General features: G+C 69.0%; 11 protein-coding genes. 3 read left to right on the top strand and 8 right to left on the bottom strand.

Annotation, left to right across the window (positions count from 1 at the left end; all coding sequences use genetic code 11):
* Nucleotides 1-21: 21 nt before the first annotated feature.
* A complete protein-coding gene (locus tag KIP79_RS07935) occupies nucleotides 22-729 on the bottom strand; it encodes an alpha/beta hydrolase (RefSeq protein WP_214104035.1) in 708 nt (235 codons plus the stop codon).
* A gap of 325 nt (nucleotides 730-1054) precedes the next feature.
* On the opposite strand from KIP79_RS07935, the gene KIP79_RS07930 reads away from it, so the two are divergent.
* Complete coding sequence (locus tag KIP79_RS07930; RefSeq protein ID WP_214104034.1) at nucleotides 1055-2035, top strand: LysR family transcriptional regulator; 981 nt, start codon at nucleotides 1055-1057, stop codon at nucleotides 2033-2035.
* On the opposite strand, the gene KIP79_RS07925 is transcribed toward KIP79_RS07930, so the two are convergent.
* From KIP79_RS07925 to KIP79_RS49275, 3 genes are all read right to left on the bottom strand, one after another.
* Nucleotides 1987-2343 (bottom strand): hypothetical protein, encoded by a 357-nt coding sequence (locus tag KIP79_RS07925; RefSeq protein WP_214104033.1) that lies wholly within the window; start codon nucleotides 2341-2343, stop codon nucleotides 1987-1989. The genes KIP79_RS07930 and KIP79_RS07925 overlap by 49 nt on opposite strands.
* A gap of 342 nt (nucleotides 2344-2685) precedes the next feature.
* The gene (locus KIP79_RS07920; protein ID WP_214104032.1) at nucleotides 2686-3438 is read right to left on the bottom strand and encodes a MerR family transcriptional regulator; all 753 of its coding nucleotides are present in this window, start codon (nucleotides 3436-3438) and stop codon (nucleotides 2686-2688) included.
* A 7-nt stretch (nucleotides 3439-3445) separates the two neighbouring features.
* Nucleotides 3446-4468 carry a CPBP family intramembrane glutamic endopeptidase gene (locus tag KIP79_RS49275; protein ID WP_214104031.1) on the bottom strand — a complete coding sequence of 341 codons (1023 nt, stop codon included), beginning with the start codon at nucleotides 4466-4468 and terminating at the stop codon, nucleotides 3446-3448.
* 667 nt (nucleotides 4469-5135) lie between these two features.
* Between KIP79_RS49275 and KIP79_RS07910 the strand changes: the two genes are divergently transcribed.
* Nucleotides 5136-5321, top strand: coding sequence for a hypothetical protein (locus KIP79_RS07910; RefSeq protein ID WP_214104030.1), 186 nt, complete (start codon nucleotides 5136-5138; stop codon nucleotides 5319-5321).
* A gap of 402 nt (nucleotides 5322-5723) precedes the next feature.
* Here the strand turns inward: KIP79_RS07910 and KIP79_RS07905 are convergent, their stop codons facing one another.
* Nucleotides 5724-8888 carry a hypothetical protein gene (locus KIP79_RS07905; RefSeq protein ID WP_214104029.1) on the bottom strand — a complete coding sequence of 1055 codons (3165 nt, stop codon included), beginning with the start codon at nucleotides 8886-8888 and terminating at the stop codon, nucleotides 5724-5726.
* 292 nt (nucleotides 8889-9180) lie between these two features.
* Between KIP79_RS07905 and KIP79_RS07900 the strand changes: the two genes are divergently transcribed.
* Nucleotides 9181-9354, top strand: a complete 174-nt coding sequence (locus KIP79_RS07900) for a hypothetical protein (RefSeq protein WP_214104028.1) — start codon at nucleotides 9181-9183, stop codon at nucleotides 9352-9354.
* On the opposite strand, the gene KIP79_RS07895 is transcribed toward KIP79_RS07900, so the two are convergent.
* The 3 genes from KIP79_RS07895 to KIP79_RS07885 all read right to left on the bottom strand — a co-directional run.
* Nucleotides 9341-10102 carry a hypothetical protein gene (locus tag KIP79_RS07895; protein ID WP_214104027.1) on the bottom strand — a complete coding sequence of 254 codons (762 nt, stop codon included), beginning with the start codon at nucleotides 10100-10102 and terminating at the stop codon, nucleotides 9341-9343. The two genes, KIP79_RS07900 and KIP79_RS07895, sit on opposite strands and share 14 nt — an antisense overlap.
* A gap of 377 nt (nucleotides 10103-10479) precedes the next feature.
* Nucleotides 10480-10968, bottom strand: a complete 489-nt coding sequence (locus tag KIP79_RS07890) for a hypothetical protein (protein WP_214104026.1) — start codon at nucleotides 10966-10968, stop codon at nucleotides 10480-10482.
* Nucleotides 10969-11748: 780 nt separating this feature from the next.
* On the bottom strand, nucleotides 11749-14623 hold a 2875-nt coding region (locus KIP79_RS07885; protein ID WP_214104025.1), incomplete at its 5' end, for an ATP-binding protein.

Raw genomic sequence — 14623 nt, 5'->3', positions numbered from 1 at the left:
GGGGCCAGCCACCGTCGAGGTTCACTGCTTGATCCTCATGGCGGACGCGGCAGCCGCGTAGCCCGCCAACATGTCCGCCACCTCTTTGGGGCGGCTGAGTGCGACGCAGTGGCCGCCCGCGATCTCGTCGGGAGCGATACCCAGGCGCTCGGGCACCAGCCGGCGAAAGAAGTCCGGCGGGAAGAAGCGGTCCTCGCCGCAGAGCACGAACCTCGTCGGCACGTTCGGCCACGCATCCAACGGCCACGGAGCGGCCGATGCGGCCCTGGACGGATGGTCGCGCTCCTTGCCCATCGCCTCCTCGGCCAGCTCCCGGGGTACATCGTGGTAGAAGCTCACGAATGGATCCGCGCTGCCGGTCAAACCGCCATCGCGCTTGGCCTGCTCCTCCACCGCGCTCTGGCAGCCGGTGTTGGCCCACCACTCATTCGGCGACTCACCCGGCGACGGGATCATGCCGGCCAGGAGGACCAGCACATCGACGGGCAGCCGATCGGCGACCAACGGGGCGGTGAACGCACCGAACGAGTGGCCCACGACGACCAGGTCCTGCTTGTCATCGATGGCCTCGACCACGGCGTCGGCGTAGTCCGCAAGGGTCTTCGACTCGTCATCACCCGGAAGGTCGGGAGCCAGCACGTCGTGCCCACACGCTCGTAGCTCGGCCTCCACCAGGTGCCAGGACCATCCGACGTCTCCTCCGCCGTGGATCAACACGAATGTGCTCATCGGACTCTCCCTTGATTGTTGGAACCCGGATTCATCGACGGAACTCGGAGCGCACGACGACGGCGACCGCGAGCACCACGGTCACGCCGAAGGCCAGGCCGGCTCCGCCTCGACCATGATCCGGATCCCGAGGTAGGTCGAGCCCTAGACGACTTAAACGATCGCCAGGGCGACCCCGACGAGCAGGAGAGGGCTTCCAGCTTTGTCGGTGCAACGGTGGTTACTGTCATGCCAGCCACGCTAGGAGCCAGGTGCCATCGTGAAAAGCGATTGTTTCCGATCAACTCGATCGTTAGAAGCAATGGCTGGAAGTACGCTGGGCCCCGTGACCGATCTCGAACTGCGGCACCTGGCCGCGATGGCGGCTGTCGCCGAGGAGGGCTCGTTCGGCCGGGCGGCGGCCCGCCTCGGCTACACCCAGTCGACCGTGAGCCAGCAGATCGCCGCGTTGGAGAGGTCTGTCGGCGGCCCGGTGTTCGACCGACCGGGCGGGCCCAGGCCGGTACGGATCACACCGCTCGGCGCCGTCGTCCTCGAGCACGGACGGCAGCTGCTGGCGAAGGCGGCAGCCCTGGCCGAGGCCGTGGACCGGTTCCAGGCCGGCGACGGCCGGATCGACATCGGCACCCTCCAGAGCGTATCCACGGTGATCTTGCCGGTCGTCGTACGTCGGCTGCGCGACGAGCACCCCGGCTGCGACATCCGGCTGTCTGAGGAAGAGCCGGAGGCGCCTCAGATCGGCGACCTCGACCTGCTGTTCTACGACAGCCCCCTCAACGGCGACGTCGCGCATGTCAAGCTGCTCGACGATCCGTACCTGCTGGTGACCAGGCGCGGCACCTTCTCCGAGCATTCTGTCCCGCTGGACCAGCTCGACGACGCACCGCTGGTGGCCTGGCCGTCGACCTGCGACCAGCCCAGGATGGAGGAGGCATTCACCCGCGCCGGCGCGAACCCGAAGATCGTCTTCCGTACGGCAGGCAACGAGACGCTGCTGTCGATGGTGCGAGCCGGGATGGGATCGGCGGTGCTGCCGTGGCTCGCCATCCGCGCTGCCGGCGCCGAGTCCGACGACCGGCTCCGCGTCCACGAACTGCGACCGGCCATTCCCCCACGCGAGGTCTGCCTGCACTGGCGGGCCGGCCGTACCCACTCTCCCTTGGCAGCCCGAGCGATCGAGATCGCCATCGAAGTTGCGTCCGACCTGGCCGACGAGCGTGCGGAGAGCGCCTCGGGGAGGGCCCCAGGGTTTCCTGGTCAGCCTGTGGTTTCAGTGAGACGAGCTTCCAGGGCGGCGATCATCTGAGCGAGCAGGCCGGTGTTCTCCTGCTTGACCACCTGGGGGCCGACCTTGTCGAGGCCGGCGACCTTGGTGATGCACTCGTCGACGGCCATGGCCATCGTGCCGAACTCCTGGCGCGCGATCGACTTGTCGTTGCCGGCCTCGAAGGTGGTGGCGCGGTGCATGTCCTTCATCGCGGTCATCGCGGTGCGGGCGCCGAACTCATCGCCTAGGCCCTGGCGCATGTAGCGGGTGACGAAGACCCGGCACCGGGCGGGGCTTTGCGATGGCAGGAATCTTTCCAGGCGGTCGCCCCGGTTGGCCGCGACCACGCGGGCGACCTTGACGGCCCGCCGCAGGCGGGCGCCGTCCTTGATGCCGACGTTAATAAAGAAACAGCAAAATCGCCTACTACCTGGGAAAACTCCCTCAGTAGTTTAGTTGACAGGACGCGGCCGTGGTTGCTGCGCAGCCAGATCATCACTTCTGCGACGTCGGTCTCGGCGCGGGTCCAGCCCGTCTCATCACGGCGGCGGCTCACAGGAATTTCCGTTCTCGTCCATGAAAGCCGCGAGCGCGGCGTCGTCCAGAGCAGCGCCGGTGGCCATGTCACGAACGGCGGCGATCGCGCACTGCGCTCGCGATCACCCTGCCCTGAACCGGCGGCCTCGGGGTCACGGGGCATCGTCGCCGGTGTCGGCACCGTCGTCGTCGGCCTCGTGGAGCAGGTGCGCTCGACGGAGCACGTCGACCTGAGCGGGGTTGTAGAGCGCCCTGAGGGCGTGACCGACGGCGCGCCGCGCCGCCTCGGCCTGGCCTGGCGTGGTGGCCCGCGGCTCCAGCGTCACGCCGTGTGCGGTGGCGCCCGGGACGATGAAGGGCGCGAGCTGCTCGGCGAGGGCCTGCCTGGTGGCATCGTCGGCGTCTTCGGGCAGGTCGCGGAACGCCTCATCGAGATCGTCGTTCGGGTGTGCCTCGAGCGTCCGGCGCAGCACCTCCATCGACTCGTCCGAGAAAAGCTGGGCGTAGATCGTCAGCAGGGCGCGGTCGTTGTCGCGCAGGTCCTGGACGAGGCCGCTGAAGCTGGTCGGCACCTCCGGTGGCGCACCCGGCTGCGCCAGGATGGCCAGCTCTCGCCGGATGCTCTCCAGCCGCCGGACCGTCGCCTCGAGCTCGGCGTCGACGGTCCGGAGGACCGAGGCCTGCCCTTCGCTGCTCGTGCCCATCTCGGCCACCTGTGCGAGCGGCACACCGAGCCCGGTCAGGCGCTTGATCTGCAGGAGCCGCGTCAGGTGGTGCACCTCGTAGCGCTTGTAGCCGTTGGGCTCGCGGTCGGGCTCGTCGAGCAGCCCGACCTGGTGGTAGTAGCGCACCGTCTTCACCGTGATGCCCGCCAGGTCGGCGATCTCGCGTGTGCTCCAGGTCATGGGGTCCTCACCTCGTCGTCCGGTGCCGGTTCCAGGTCGTGATCCGTGCATGTCGCTCGCGCATCCAGACGAGTACGACCATGGCGATGTTGACGGCGGCGAGGATCAGGAGGGCCGCGTCACCGGTGTCGGTGGACCGGTCGATGATGTATGCCTCGCCGTCAGCCATCAGCGTGTTGACGCTCGAGAACAGGACGTTGTTGGCGATGTGGAACGCGGCCGGCGCCTCGATGCCGCGGCTGATGATCGCCATCAGTCCCGTGGCAACGCCGATGAAGGTGTAGTAGCCGAACAGCCAGGGGTCGCTGGAGCCGTGAGCGACCGCGAAGGCCAGGCTGGAGACCACCAGACCGACGGCGAGGGCCGGGCGAACCGCGCGCACCCAGGACGCGGCGGCGGGCAGCACGGCGCTGCGGAACATCAGCTCCTCGCCGACGGACTGGAGCGGGGTGCTCATCACGGTGATCACCAGCATGAGGATCGTCGTCCCGGAGACACCGAACGCGACCCAGCCTGGGGACTCGGGGGCAACCAGCGCCACCACGCCGATGCCGACGCCCACCAGCAGGGCCGCGCCGAGCAGGTACTGCGCCAGGCGTCGACCGTCGAACGCCCGTGGCGAGCTGATCAGGCTGCGCCACGGCACCTTCGCCAGCCGTGCCAGCAGCAGGATCGCCACCACGCCCGAGATGCCCACGCTCAGGTTGATGGCCAGGAGCTTCAGCGGGGTGAAGGTGGCGGACATCGGGTCGTCGCTGCCCTCGATGACGCCCACGACCTGGTACAGCAGGATCTGCAGGAGCACCATCACGACCGGCGGCACGAGAAGGACGACCAGCGGCCTCCACCAGCTCATGCGGACGTGGGCACCGAACGGCCGGGAGCCGTCGACACCCGGCTCGCGACGTCCGGGTGCCGGGCCGTCGGCCTGGTGCGGTGAGCTCGGGCGCGCGGCCGTGGCAGGGGTCTGGTCGGGTCCTGGCGAGGGCATCGGGCGGTCCTCCTGGGCCGAGATGGTTGTTCCACGCACCAGCGAACACCGTGCCCTGGGGGCACACTCAAGCGGGTGACCTGTCTCCCCGCCATCTCTACCTCAGGTGGTGATCTCACGGCATCCGTTCGCCGTGGCCGCAAGACCATGTCGCATCGAGAGCATGGGGGGCGCCGGTGACGTCGAGGGCGCGCGGCGTGCCCACGTGTGGAACGATGTTCGAGCGCGAGTGACGGTGATGTCTGCCCGCGACAGAGCGGCCTGCACTTACATGGGGTGCCGGTAAGAACGCTGTCATACGGCCCAAACCCGGAATGATTGAGCTGGTGGCTGCTGCGCGCCCGTTACGTTCGTAGACCACCAGGACTTCGCGACCGATCCGGGCCGTGGACCCGGGCGTGGGATCTTGTGGCGGTTCCGTTCCGCTCCGCTGGCGGTCGGCCACCGATTCCAGCACCGCGACGGCGGTCACTGCGCCATCCTCCTCGCGTACGGCGGCGGCCAGCTGCGCGGCGCGGGATACTCATGCTGGTCGTCGGCGGGTGTCCACGGTGAAGATCGTCTGACATGCCGGCCGGAGTCGTTGTCGGGTTCCGCTGCGCCGAGGACCGTGCCGCTCTTACTATCCGTCACCGGGTCGGTACAGGGGGATGTCGCTGGGAGGGGGTGGGCATGCAGGAGCTGGAGTGGATCACGGCTCGCCGGAGTGAACTGGACACGCTGGGGCGAGGAGTTGGCCAAGCAGCTGCAGGAGGTCCATGCCGAGCGGGAGGAACTGCTGATCGCCGAGCGGGTCCTGAACCGGCTGGCCGAGCAGGCCCGGGCCGCGGCGGAGGCCGCCGCGACCGTGGCCCCGACTCCCGCCCGGGTGGCGGGGCGGCGGTCCTGCTGATCCCGCATCGCAGCGAGAATCCCGACGAGGCCGCGCTGCCCGCTGACTACCGCAAGATCCTGGCGATCGTGCGGGCCGCCGACGGCCCCGTCCAGGTAAGGGCGGTGGGCGAGGAACTGGGCCTTCAGGTGACGGTGCGTGGCAAGCTGGAACCGCTGCGCGCGAAGATGACCAAGCTCGCCGGCCGCGGCTGGCTGCGCAGGCGAGGCGACGGGCGGTTCACCGCACGCTTAGTGGTCTGCGGCGGAAATCCGCGCCGTCGGTGCGAGCACGCCCAGGCGATCCTCACCGGTGCCGGCTCGGCCGCCACCCGCCTCCCCCCTCTACCTCGCCGCAGTCGCGAGGCTGGTGGCTTCCTCCCGCCGTGTGAAGCCCCCGATATCGACCCTCCTGCTTCTTGGGTCACTGCAGGTCATCCCACGTCCAGGGAACCGCGGCGCTCCCATCGGGTTCCCGCCCGAACCGGAACCGCTTCCGATGATCACTGATGGCGAGGAAGTGATGGAGTTGCCCTACGGCTAGAAGCCGGTCGGCCAACACTGCGGCCTGACCGAGCGCCCCGGCCTCCCCCAACCTGCGCAGCAGCCGGTCTGCGGCGAAGGGGTCGTCGAGGGCGACGTGAGCAGCGGCTCGCTCAGCCAGGGCCATGTACTGCTCGTGCGCTCCGGCCTCCTTCAGCGTGTCTAGCAGCCGAATCAAGGCGTCCGGGCTGCCGAGGTCGACGTGCGCGGCGGCTCGCTCGCCCAACGCCGTGAGCTGCTCGTGGGCCCGCAGCCTGCCCAGCAGAGCGGCCACGGCGTACGGGTTGTCGATGGCGACGCGGGCGGCGGGATCGCGCGCCAGCAACGCGCGCACCTGGTCATGCGCCGCTGTCTCCCACAGCGCGCCCAGTAAAGCGGCGACGGCGGACGGCTCGTCGAGATCGGCCCGAGTGGCCGGATCGCGGGCCAGCAACGCGCCGACCTGGTCCAGAGCCCCGACCTTCCGCAGCATGCCCAGCAGAGCGGCCACGGCGTACGGGTCGTCGAGATCGGCGACGGCTCGCTCGGCCAGCGCTGCTACCTGTTCGTGCGCCCCGGCCTCATTCAGCCGGTCCAGCAGAGCGCCCACGGAGCCCGGGGAGTCGAGGGTGACGCGGGCGGCGGGGTCGCGGGCCAGCAGCACGGCGACCTGGTCGTGCGCCCCGGCCTCATTCAGCCAGTAGAGCAGCGCGGCCGCGAGATCCGGATCGTCGAGTGCGATCTCGGCGGCGGCTCGGTGAGCCAGCGCGGTGACCTGGTCGTGCGCCCCGGCCTTCCGCAGCATGCCCAGCAGATGGGTCAGCGCGTAAAGGTTGTCGAGATCGACGTGGGCGGCTGCTCGTTCGGCCAGGACGGTGAGCTGCTCGTGCGCTCTGACCTCCCGCAGTCTGTTCTGCAGCGCGGCGACGTCGTATGGGGCGTCGAGGGAGACACGGGTGGCGGGATCACGGGCCAGCAGCGCGCTGAGCGGGCCGGTAGCCCCGATTTCTCTCAGCCTGCCCAGGAGCCGGGCAACACCGGCCGGGTCGGCGAGGGCGAGGTGAATGGCAGCCCAGTGGGCGGGGCGGTGGTCGGCAGGATGCAGAAAATGCAGGCGATCAACCAGATGGAAGGCGGTCTCTGGGTCGCCGCCGGCGGTGGCGTTCTTATAGAACTGGGCGGCGTCGCGGTACAGACCACGGCGCCAGGCGGCGTCCCCGAGCGCTTTCAGGTCGCCGGGCAGAGCGTGGGCGGCGCCGGAGGTCCAGAAGTGGATCGGCGGGATCTGGTCGTGGCGGTGGTGGCGGCCGGGCTGGTCGAGGTAGTCGGCCAGCGGGTACATCTGCCCGGATCCGGCCTGCGTCGCGGGGGTGGTGGCAGGGCTGGTCCGCTGGTTGCGCGGAGCCCGGGTCTTGATCGGGGTAAGGATTCCGGAGATGCCGTTGGCAGGGGTGGCCGCATGGTCCAGTGCCTGCTGCAGCCAGTCGTCGCCGGTCTGCTCCCATTGGCTGTCGGTCAGGTATCCGGGGGCGGCATCGGCCAGCAGCGCCAGGGGTAGGTGCGGTCCACAACCGAGGCGGCGGGCGTCCATCGCGGCGTGGATCAACGCGCGGGTGGCGGGCGGGGCGTCGTGGTAACGGGCCAGCAGGACCGGCCCGCCGGCCAGGTACTGGGTGATCTGGCCGTCACGGGTGTGTTCGGCGGCTTGGCCGAGGCGCGGATCAGCTGTGGCCTGCCCGGTCAGGGCGTCCAGGTCGGCGCCGGTGAAGGCGTCCGGGACGCCGATCCGATGCCCGTCCAGCAGTTCCCGGGCCTGCGCGTGCGTGTCAGATTCACCAATGCCGGGGCGGGTGGTCAGGGTGTCCCAGTAGGCGGGCCACAGGGTGGCCAGCACCAGCACCGGCCCTCGCGCTGGGTCGCGCAGCAGTTCCCGCAGCCCGGCGGCGACCTGCTCTCCGAGTGCGGGGTCGGCGAGGTAGAACTGGGCTTCGTTCAACCACACCACCGTGTAGGGGCCGATCCGTTCCAGGTCGGCAAGCGCCGCGTCGGGGCGGGTGGGGTCGATGGGATGCCACAGCCGCCACGGCCGGTCGGGCGCCTGGTTCTGGGGCTGGTCGCGGAGCGGGTGCAGCGCCTCCCAGCACGCCCGGGTCTTGCCGGTCGACGAGCCGCCCACCAGCACCGCGATCCGGCTGGTCCCGGCGGCGGCAGCCGCCACCACCTTGCCCAGCGCCCGGTCATGCTCGCGGCGCACGTACGCGGGAAGGAGCGGCAGGCCGTCGGCCCCGGAGTCGATGGCGTGGTGCACTTCCAGGGCGAACGGATCGTTGACCTCGTGCAGCGGCCAGCCCAGCGGACGGCCCTCCGTGCCGGATCCCGCACGTGAATCGGTGTCGGGCAGGCGGTTGACCAGTTCGGCCAGGTGCTGGCGGGATTCCAGTAGCAGGTCGAGCATCACCTGCTGCTGGATGCGGCCGAAGTGGTGTCGGGCGTCCTGTCGTGCCAGGCTCTGCTGGACCTGTGTGACCGCTTGTTCCAGGTTGTGCAGGAGCGGGCCCAGCCCCGCCACCTGGTCGCCGAGGCCGGCGAACCCTGCCATCAATTCGCGCAGGAGCTGGTGCTGGCCGGTGGAGACGACTTCGCCGACCACGATGGTGGTCGCGTCGATCCGTTCCAGCACCAGCGTCAGCGTGACGGCCAGCGCCTGCGCCTGCTGATCCTGCGTGGCCAGCATCTGCTCGATCCGGTCGGCGAGCTCTTGGCGCACCCGCTCGGCGAAGACTTCCTCGTCCGGATCGTCATCCGTTGCCGGCCGGGCGGCGTCGTCGGGGCTGGTCTCGGCGTCTGCGTCGGCCGGCGTCGGGTCTGCAGGGGAGCGCCTGCGGGTGCGGATCCGGGCGGCGTCCAGGGATTCGCTGATGAGGGTGGCCAGCACGTTGGCGCCGACCGAACCGACCACATTCAATCCCGCCGCGGCCGCCAGCAGCCCCGGCTCGGCCAGCCCGACCGGGATCAACGCGCTGGCGCACAGCCCGGCCAGCATCGCCCGCGGGCTCGCCCACGCCACACCCCGTGAGGCAGCCTCGCGGATCCAATGGCGTGCGCCGTCTTGGGCGGCGGCGATCTGCCGATTGCTGTCTGCCTGGGACGAGTCGGGCGGTGGCAAGGACGATTCGTTCGCGTCCGGTCTGCTCACCTGCCAACCCCCGCCGTCCGGCCTGCCGTCCACATCCACGCTCGAGCCCATCGGGCGTCTCGCCGTGACGGCACGCCTGTGGGCATATCGGTTCGGAGCGGGCGATCGTAACCATCAGGTGTGGGGGAGGCCTCAGCCGCCTGGCCTCGAACGCATCCGCGCCTTGCAACACCTCAGGCCTGCCGTCTACGACCTGTTCGCCTGGCTGGCCCGCCACGACCTGACGATCGCCGGCCCGGCGCTGGAGGAGCACCTGATCGACGCCGACGGCGGGCACGCGGTGGTGCTGGACGTCCCGGGCCAGGCCACGTCGGCCGCTCCGGTCACCATGGTTTGACCACCGACTTCCGGGGTGGCGCCTTGATCTCCACCCGGGTGTCCCAGCGCTTGTAAAAGGTGGTCAGGTTCACGGTCTCGTTGGATTCCGCGTATCCGGCCATGTCCCAGATGATCGACGCGGTGAATCGCCGCGGCAGGTCGTCGGGACCGGCCCACAGACGCCAGTTGACGCGCCCGCCGACCGAATCCGGATCGAACCTGAACCGGACGCCGGCCAATGTGGTCGCGAAAGCCGGCACGTCGACGAAGCCCGTATACAGGGTCGTCGGCACTCCGTCTATTTCGCCACCGGGCACGCCCGCGGAGGCGTCCGGCTCGATCAGGTCGAGGAAGGCCGAGTTGACGCCGCTGATGACGTCGGCCGCGTAGTGGAAGCCGCCGCCGTCATTGCCGAAGTCCTCCCATTTCGCGGAGCGCGGATTTCCTGAGAGCGAGGTGGTGCGCTTGTAGCTCTGCTGCCCGATCGTGATGATACGGACCCGCGCCTTCCCCAATCCGGTCTCGCCGATGTACGTGACGTCGGAACGGGCGATCCCCGACCGGTTGAACCGGAAGGCGCCCGCGCTTGTCTCCGTGTTCAGGAGGTCGTACGTCTTCTCGCGTGTCCTCGTCGAGAAGTACACGCCGCCGTTCTTGGCGGAATGGCGCAGGACTGCCTGCCTGACGTCGCCGAAGTACGGATCCGCTTCGACCGGCGAACCCGAGAGGAGTAACGACGCCGCCACCACGATCTTCAGTGCGATCATGCCCCGATTGTCGATCGCCGAGGTCTCGGCGCCGTCACGAGCGGGGCAGACCGAAGACGGCGCCCGCCGTCTTTGCCAGCCCTGCTGTTACGGAGCGACCGCCTTCAAAAAGGCGGAACCGCTGGTGTTGCACATCGACCCGACGAAGCTGAAGTTCCTGATCCGCGATCGTGCCGGTCAGTTCACCGGTGCCTCGGTGTTCGCCAACGCTGACCTTCGAATCCTTACAAGCCCACCGCAGGCTTGTCCTCAACGAGTGCCAGATCGCCGGCTGGCACTACCGAGAACTGGCAGGTCAGACATCGAATCCCATTATTGAGCCCCACAAGACCGACCGCCGACCCATCCGACCGCATGGTCGCGAGGGCCTGCTCCCGTCAGCGGCTGTGTTTGAGATGGAAGCGCTCTTCGAGCGCCTCCTTTATAGCTTTATATCGCTTCTGGTCGGCCGCGTTCAGGCGGCTGTAATAATAGATGGCCTTCTTGGCGTAGTCCTCGCGCATCTCCGGGCTGATCTTCCTGGCCCCTGGCTTCTCCTCAGCGGTAGCAGACTGTGCATTGGCGAGAAACTCACGCTTCTCATTCATCTTGTCCGGCCGATTGAGATGGAAGCGCTCTTCGAGCGCCTCCTTTATAGCTTTGTATCCCTTCTGGTCGGCCGCGTTCAGGCGGCTGTAATAATAGATGGCCTCCTTGGCGTAGTCCTCGCGCATCTCCGGGCTGATCTTCCTGGCCCCTGGCTTCTCCTCAGCGGTAGCGGACTGCGCATTAGCGAGAAACTCACGCTTGTCATTCGGGTTGTCCGTCCCCGGCTTCGAATCACTCGCCTCCGGCCCATCCAGCTTGTCCAGCTGGAACTGCTTCACGACAAACTTCCCTACCGCCTCCCGAGTCGGCTCCCCTTGCTTGGGCTCTCTTGGCGTCGGCGGCTTGTGTTCCACTGACTTCGGCCTTGACTCATGCGGCTTCTGCCCGCCGTGCTTGTCACCCGGGTGCTTCCCTGACTTCGGCTGTGACCCACGCGACTTCTGCACCCCTGACTTCGGCTGTGACCCACGCGACTTCTGCACCCCTGACTTCGGCTGTGGCGCAGGTGACTTCTGCGTATACTGCACCTTGGACTGACCCGAACCCTGCTGCTTCTCCCCACCCGTGGCCGACAACGCAACGGCAAGCGTGAGGGTCGGCTCTGTCGGGGCGGTGGGAGTGTCGGCCCTCGCTATCGATGTCTGTCCAGCGCTCGTATCTGGACGGTCGCCATCGGCGGAGTGGTTTGCCGGTGTTTCGCCGGGCGGGCGCAACGGCGACAAGGTGGGGTGTTCCGCGCGGGCCGAGATGTCGGTCACCGCACGCCTGGTGTCGTTCGTGTTCGCGGCCCGGTCTCCGCCCTTGTCTCCCACTTGGCGGTCCGGGTCACGATCGCCCACGTCAACGCCACGGCTTTCGCGCCGCCCGCCGCCGACACTCGCCCCGCCGCCCAGGGGCGACAACTCGGGATGCTCGCTGCGCGTCGACATGTCCGTCACAGCCCGACGCTCGCCCCGGTCGTTCGGTCGCTCGTGCCTCGCCTCAGCAGAGGCTTCCGGATTCGCGTTTTCTCCGCCGCGGTCTCTCATTGCCGCCGCTCCGTTTCTCGACTCGGGAGATCAGATGCCCGTGGTGGCGCTGCCTGTCGCCTCATAGGCTCCGTACGCCTCGCCCAGTACGCGGTTCAGGATCCGCTGTATGTTGCGCGGGGATTTGTTGCGGTCGTCGTGCAGCATCTGCTGTTCGAAGCACAGGGCCACCCGCCCGGCGTTCATGTTGATTCGGTCGTGCAGTTCCGGGGGCAGATCCGCTTCGGGAGGCTCGATGATCCCGAAAGCCGCGTCCTGGCACACCCGCCATGTCTTGATTCGGCGGCGATCCGGGTCCTCGCCGTCGATGTCGTCGGCCTCCCGCCATGCTTGGTGTTCCCGGTGGCCGGCGACCACGTCGGCGACGGCATACCGGTACAGGCACACCGGTGGGTCCTGCGTGCAGATTCGCTCGCATCCCGAGTATGGCGCGAAGATACGGGCGTGCAGCCGGTGTGTGGTGTCCCGTAGGGCGGCGCGCAGCCGCGTGGTCGTAGTGGGGTCGTGTCCGTCGAGCTTGTCGAGCAGGACGGCGCGGAGGCGGTCGCCGAGTTCGCTGGTGTCGGCGTACAGCCACGCGCCCTGTGCGCCGCGTCGTTGGGCGTACCAGTCGGCGCCGTGACCGGCCAGCGACCGCAGCAGCCGTCCGAGGTCGGTTCGAGGCGGGCGGCGGGCGCTCACCACGCTCTGGAGCTCCGGCCAGAGCCGGTCCAGCGCGTAGTCCTCATCGACCGTGGACAGGACGATCCGGCTTATGGTGCGTTGTACATACTCGTCGGCGGCGAGCCGCCGCGCGGCCGTACACGCGCCCTCGTCGCCAGCACAGGTCTGGGCGCAGAACGGACGCGCGAGGTTCAGGGTCGCCAACGACGGATCCGACCGTCGGCGGGCCATGTGCCGTAGGACGTCGCCGTGCGTGAACGGGGTCTCGGCCAAGGCGTCCTTCACCAGCGGGATGCGTACCAGTACCGGAGAATCGTCGCCGGTGCTGAACACGGCGGCCTCGCCGACGGCCATGACGGCGAGAGCGCGGGCCTGTTCCTCGTCCATCACCATGGAGCCGGCCATGGCAGCGCGGTCGTCGGCGGCGACGAGACGGTGGGCGATCTTGAGGTCGGTGTTCTTGATGACGCCCGGCGCCAGGCGTACCGGCACCTGATCCGCGATAACGACGCCCTGCCCGTACACGCGGATCTCGGCCAGCAGGTTCGAGAACGTCTCCACCGCCTGGCCGCGCGGGTCGGCGGACTCCTCGGGCCGCGGCCCGCTGATGCCGGTGTCGCTGAGCAGCCGATGGGCCTCCTCAATGACCAGAAGGTGGACCAGGTCCGGTCGGTGCCCCGCGACGCGGCGGTGTTCGGCGAGCCGGATCAGCAACAGCGCCGCGACGAACGCCTTGTCGCCGTCGTCACCCAACGACTCCAGCTCGACGATCGTGGGTTGCCCGAACAGCTGCTCACTCGGCATCGAGCGGGACACGTCGAGCATGGCTCCCTTCCCGCCGGTACGCAGGCTCTCCAGCCGGGTGACCAGTGCCGCCCGTAGGTCCCCGGCGATGCGGTCCTCGTAGCCTAGGGTCGGAATCACCTCCTGGACCTTGGCGACCAGGTCCGCCAGCGTCGGATAGGCGAGGGCCGGATCGTCGCCCGGACGCAGCCGGATGTTGGTGTTCCACCGCAGGTCCCAGCCGCGGTCGGCGTAGATCTCGTACAGGCAGCGCTCGAGAATCTGGGGCAACGGCGTCCACATTCCGAATGCGACGGAGAAGGCCGAACGGATCAGGTCCAGGTGCTCACTGACGGGTATGCCGTCGGGCACCTCGAACGGGTTGAGCGGCAACGGCGCGAGGTCGGCCCGGCCGGCGGTGAAGACGCGCAGCCGCGGTGCCAGTACCGGATGGCTGAGCAGCGACCGGTACTCGGCTTTGGCGGGTTCGATGACCAGGAACGGCACATCGGCCGAGTCGGCGGCGGACAGCAGCGACAGGATGGTGTTCGTCTTGCCCGAGCCGGTGACGCCGGCGACGAACACATGCCGGGTCAGCGCCCGCAGGTTCACGCGGTACTCGCTCGTGGTTTCTCGCTTGCGTGCCACGATCCGCCCAATGGGTACGCCGTCGTCGCTCACGGCCGATGGCGCGGTATCGAAGCGAGGGACCGTCTCGACCCGGAATCCCGGGGTCTCCAACTCGGGCAGGTGCGCGTACGCGGCCAGCTGGGTCGTGGTCAGCAGGGTCTGAAACTCGAACGGGCGCCGGTAGGGCTTGCCCGGCCGGCTCTCCACCTCCTGGTCCGGCATCACCCAGTCCCGGGCGAGGGCCACGGCGGCGGGCAGGTCGTGGATCCGCACCGGTTCCGGCAACGAACGGGCGCCGGAGAACTGGCTACGCCAGGCCGCCGCGAGCCTCGGATAGCTCTGCTCGTCACCGATCAGATAGACGGCGGTTCGCCACGCCCCGGTGGCCATGCCGTCGTTCAGCGAGGTGAGGGTCACCTTGAGCAGTTCGCCGTAATGCTCGGCCAGCGGGCTGGGTGCTCCCCGGTCCTTGGTCTCGGTCTCGACGGCGCGCAGTTCGTTGAGCACCTGATCGCGGATGGCCGAGACGCGATGGTGGTCGACCGGGTAGGCCAGCACGAGCGCAGACCAGGTCGTACCGGTGAGGGAGCTGATGACGCGGTCGATGGGAGCCGACCCTTCACCGTCCTCGATGCCGGTCGGGTCGGGAATGCCCAACGCCAACCCTCCCAAGGACACCGGCGATGGCGGAGGCCAGGCTGCCGTCGCCGGCTCCTCCGCGAGGTCGACGGTGGTGTAGAGGCCGCCCATGACGGCGCTGAGGACATCGCGCCGTCGATCGTCGTCCGCCGGGCTCACCGCCGCCGGCGGCGAACCCGGCGGGGGGGGG

Source organism: Acrocarpospora catenulata, assembly GCF_018476525.1.
Taxonomy (GTDB): Bacteria; Actinomycetota; Actinomycetes; order Streptosporangiales; family Streptosporangiaceae; genus Acrocarpospora; species Acrocarpospora catenulata.
This window is presented reverse-complemented; position numbering and strand designations above follow the sequence as displayed.

What these genes read in the sequence shown, in the direction of transcription:
- KIP79_RS07920 (WP_214104032.1), bottom strand. Translation starts at nt 3,438, where the DNA reads ATGACCTGGAGCACACGCGAGATCGCCGACCTGGCGGGCATCACGGTG.
- KIP79_RS07895 (WP_214104027.1), bottom strand. Translation starts at nt 10,102, where the DNA reads ATGATCGCACTGAAGATCGTGGTGGCGGCGTCGTTACTCCTCTCGGGT.
- KIP79_RS07935 (WP_214104035.1), bottom strand. Translation starts at nt 729, where the DNA reads ATGAGCACATTCGTGTTGATCCACGGCGGAGGAGACGTCGGATGGTCC.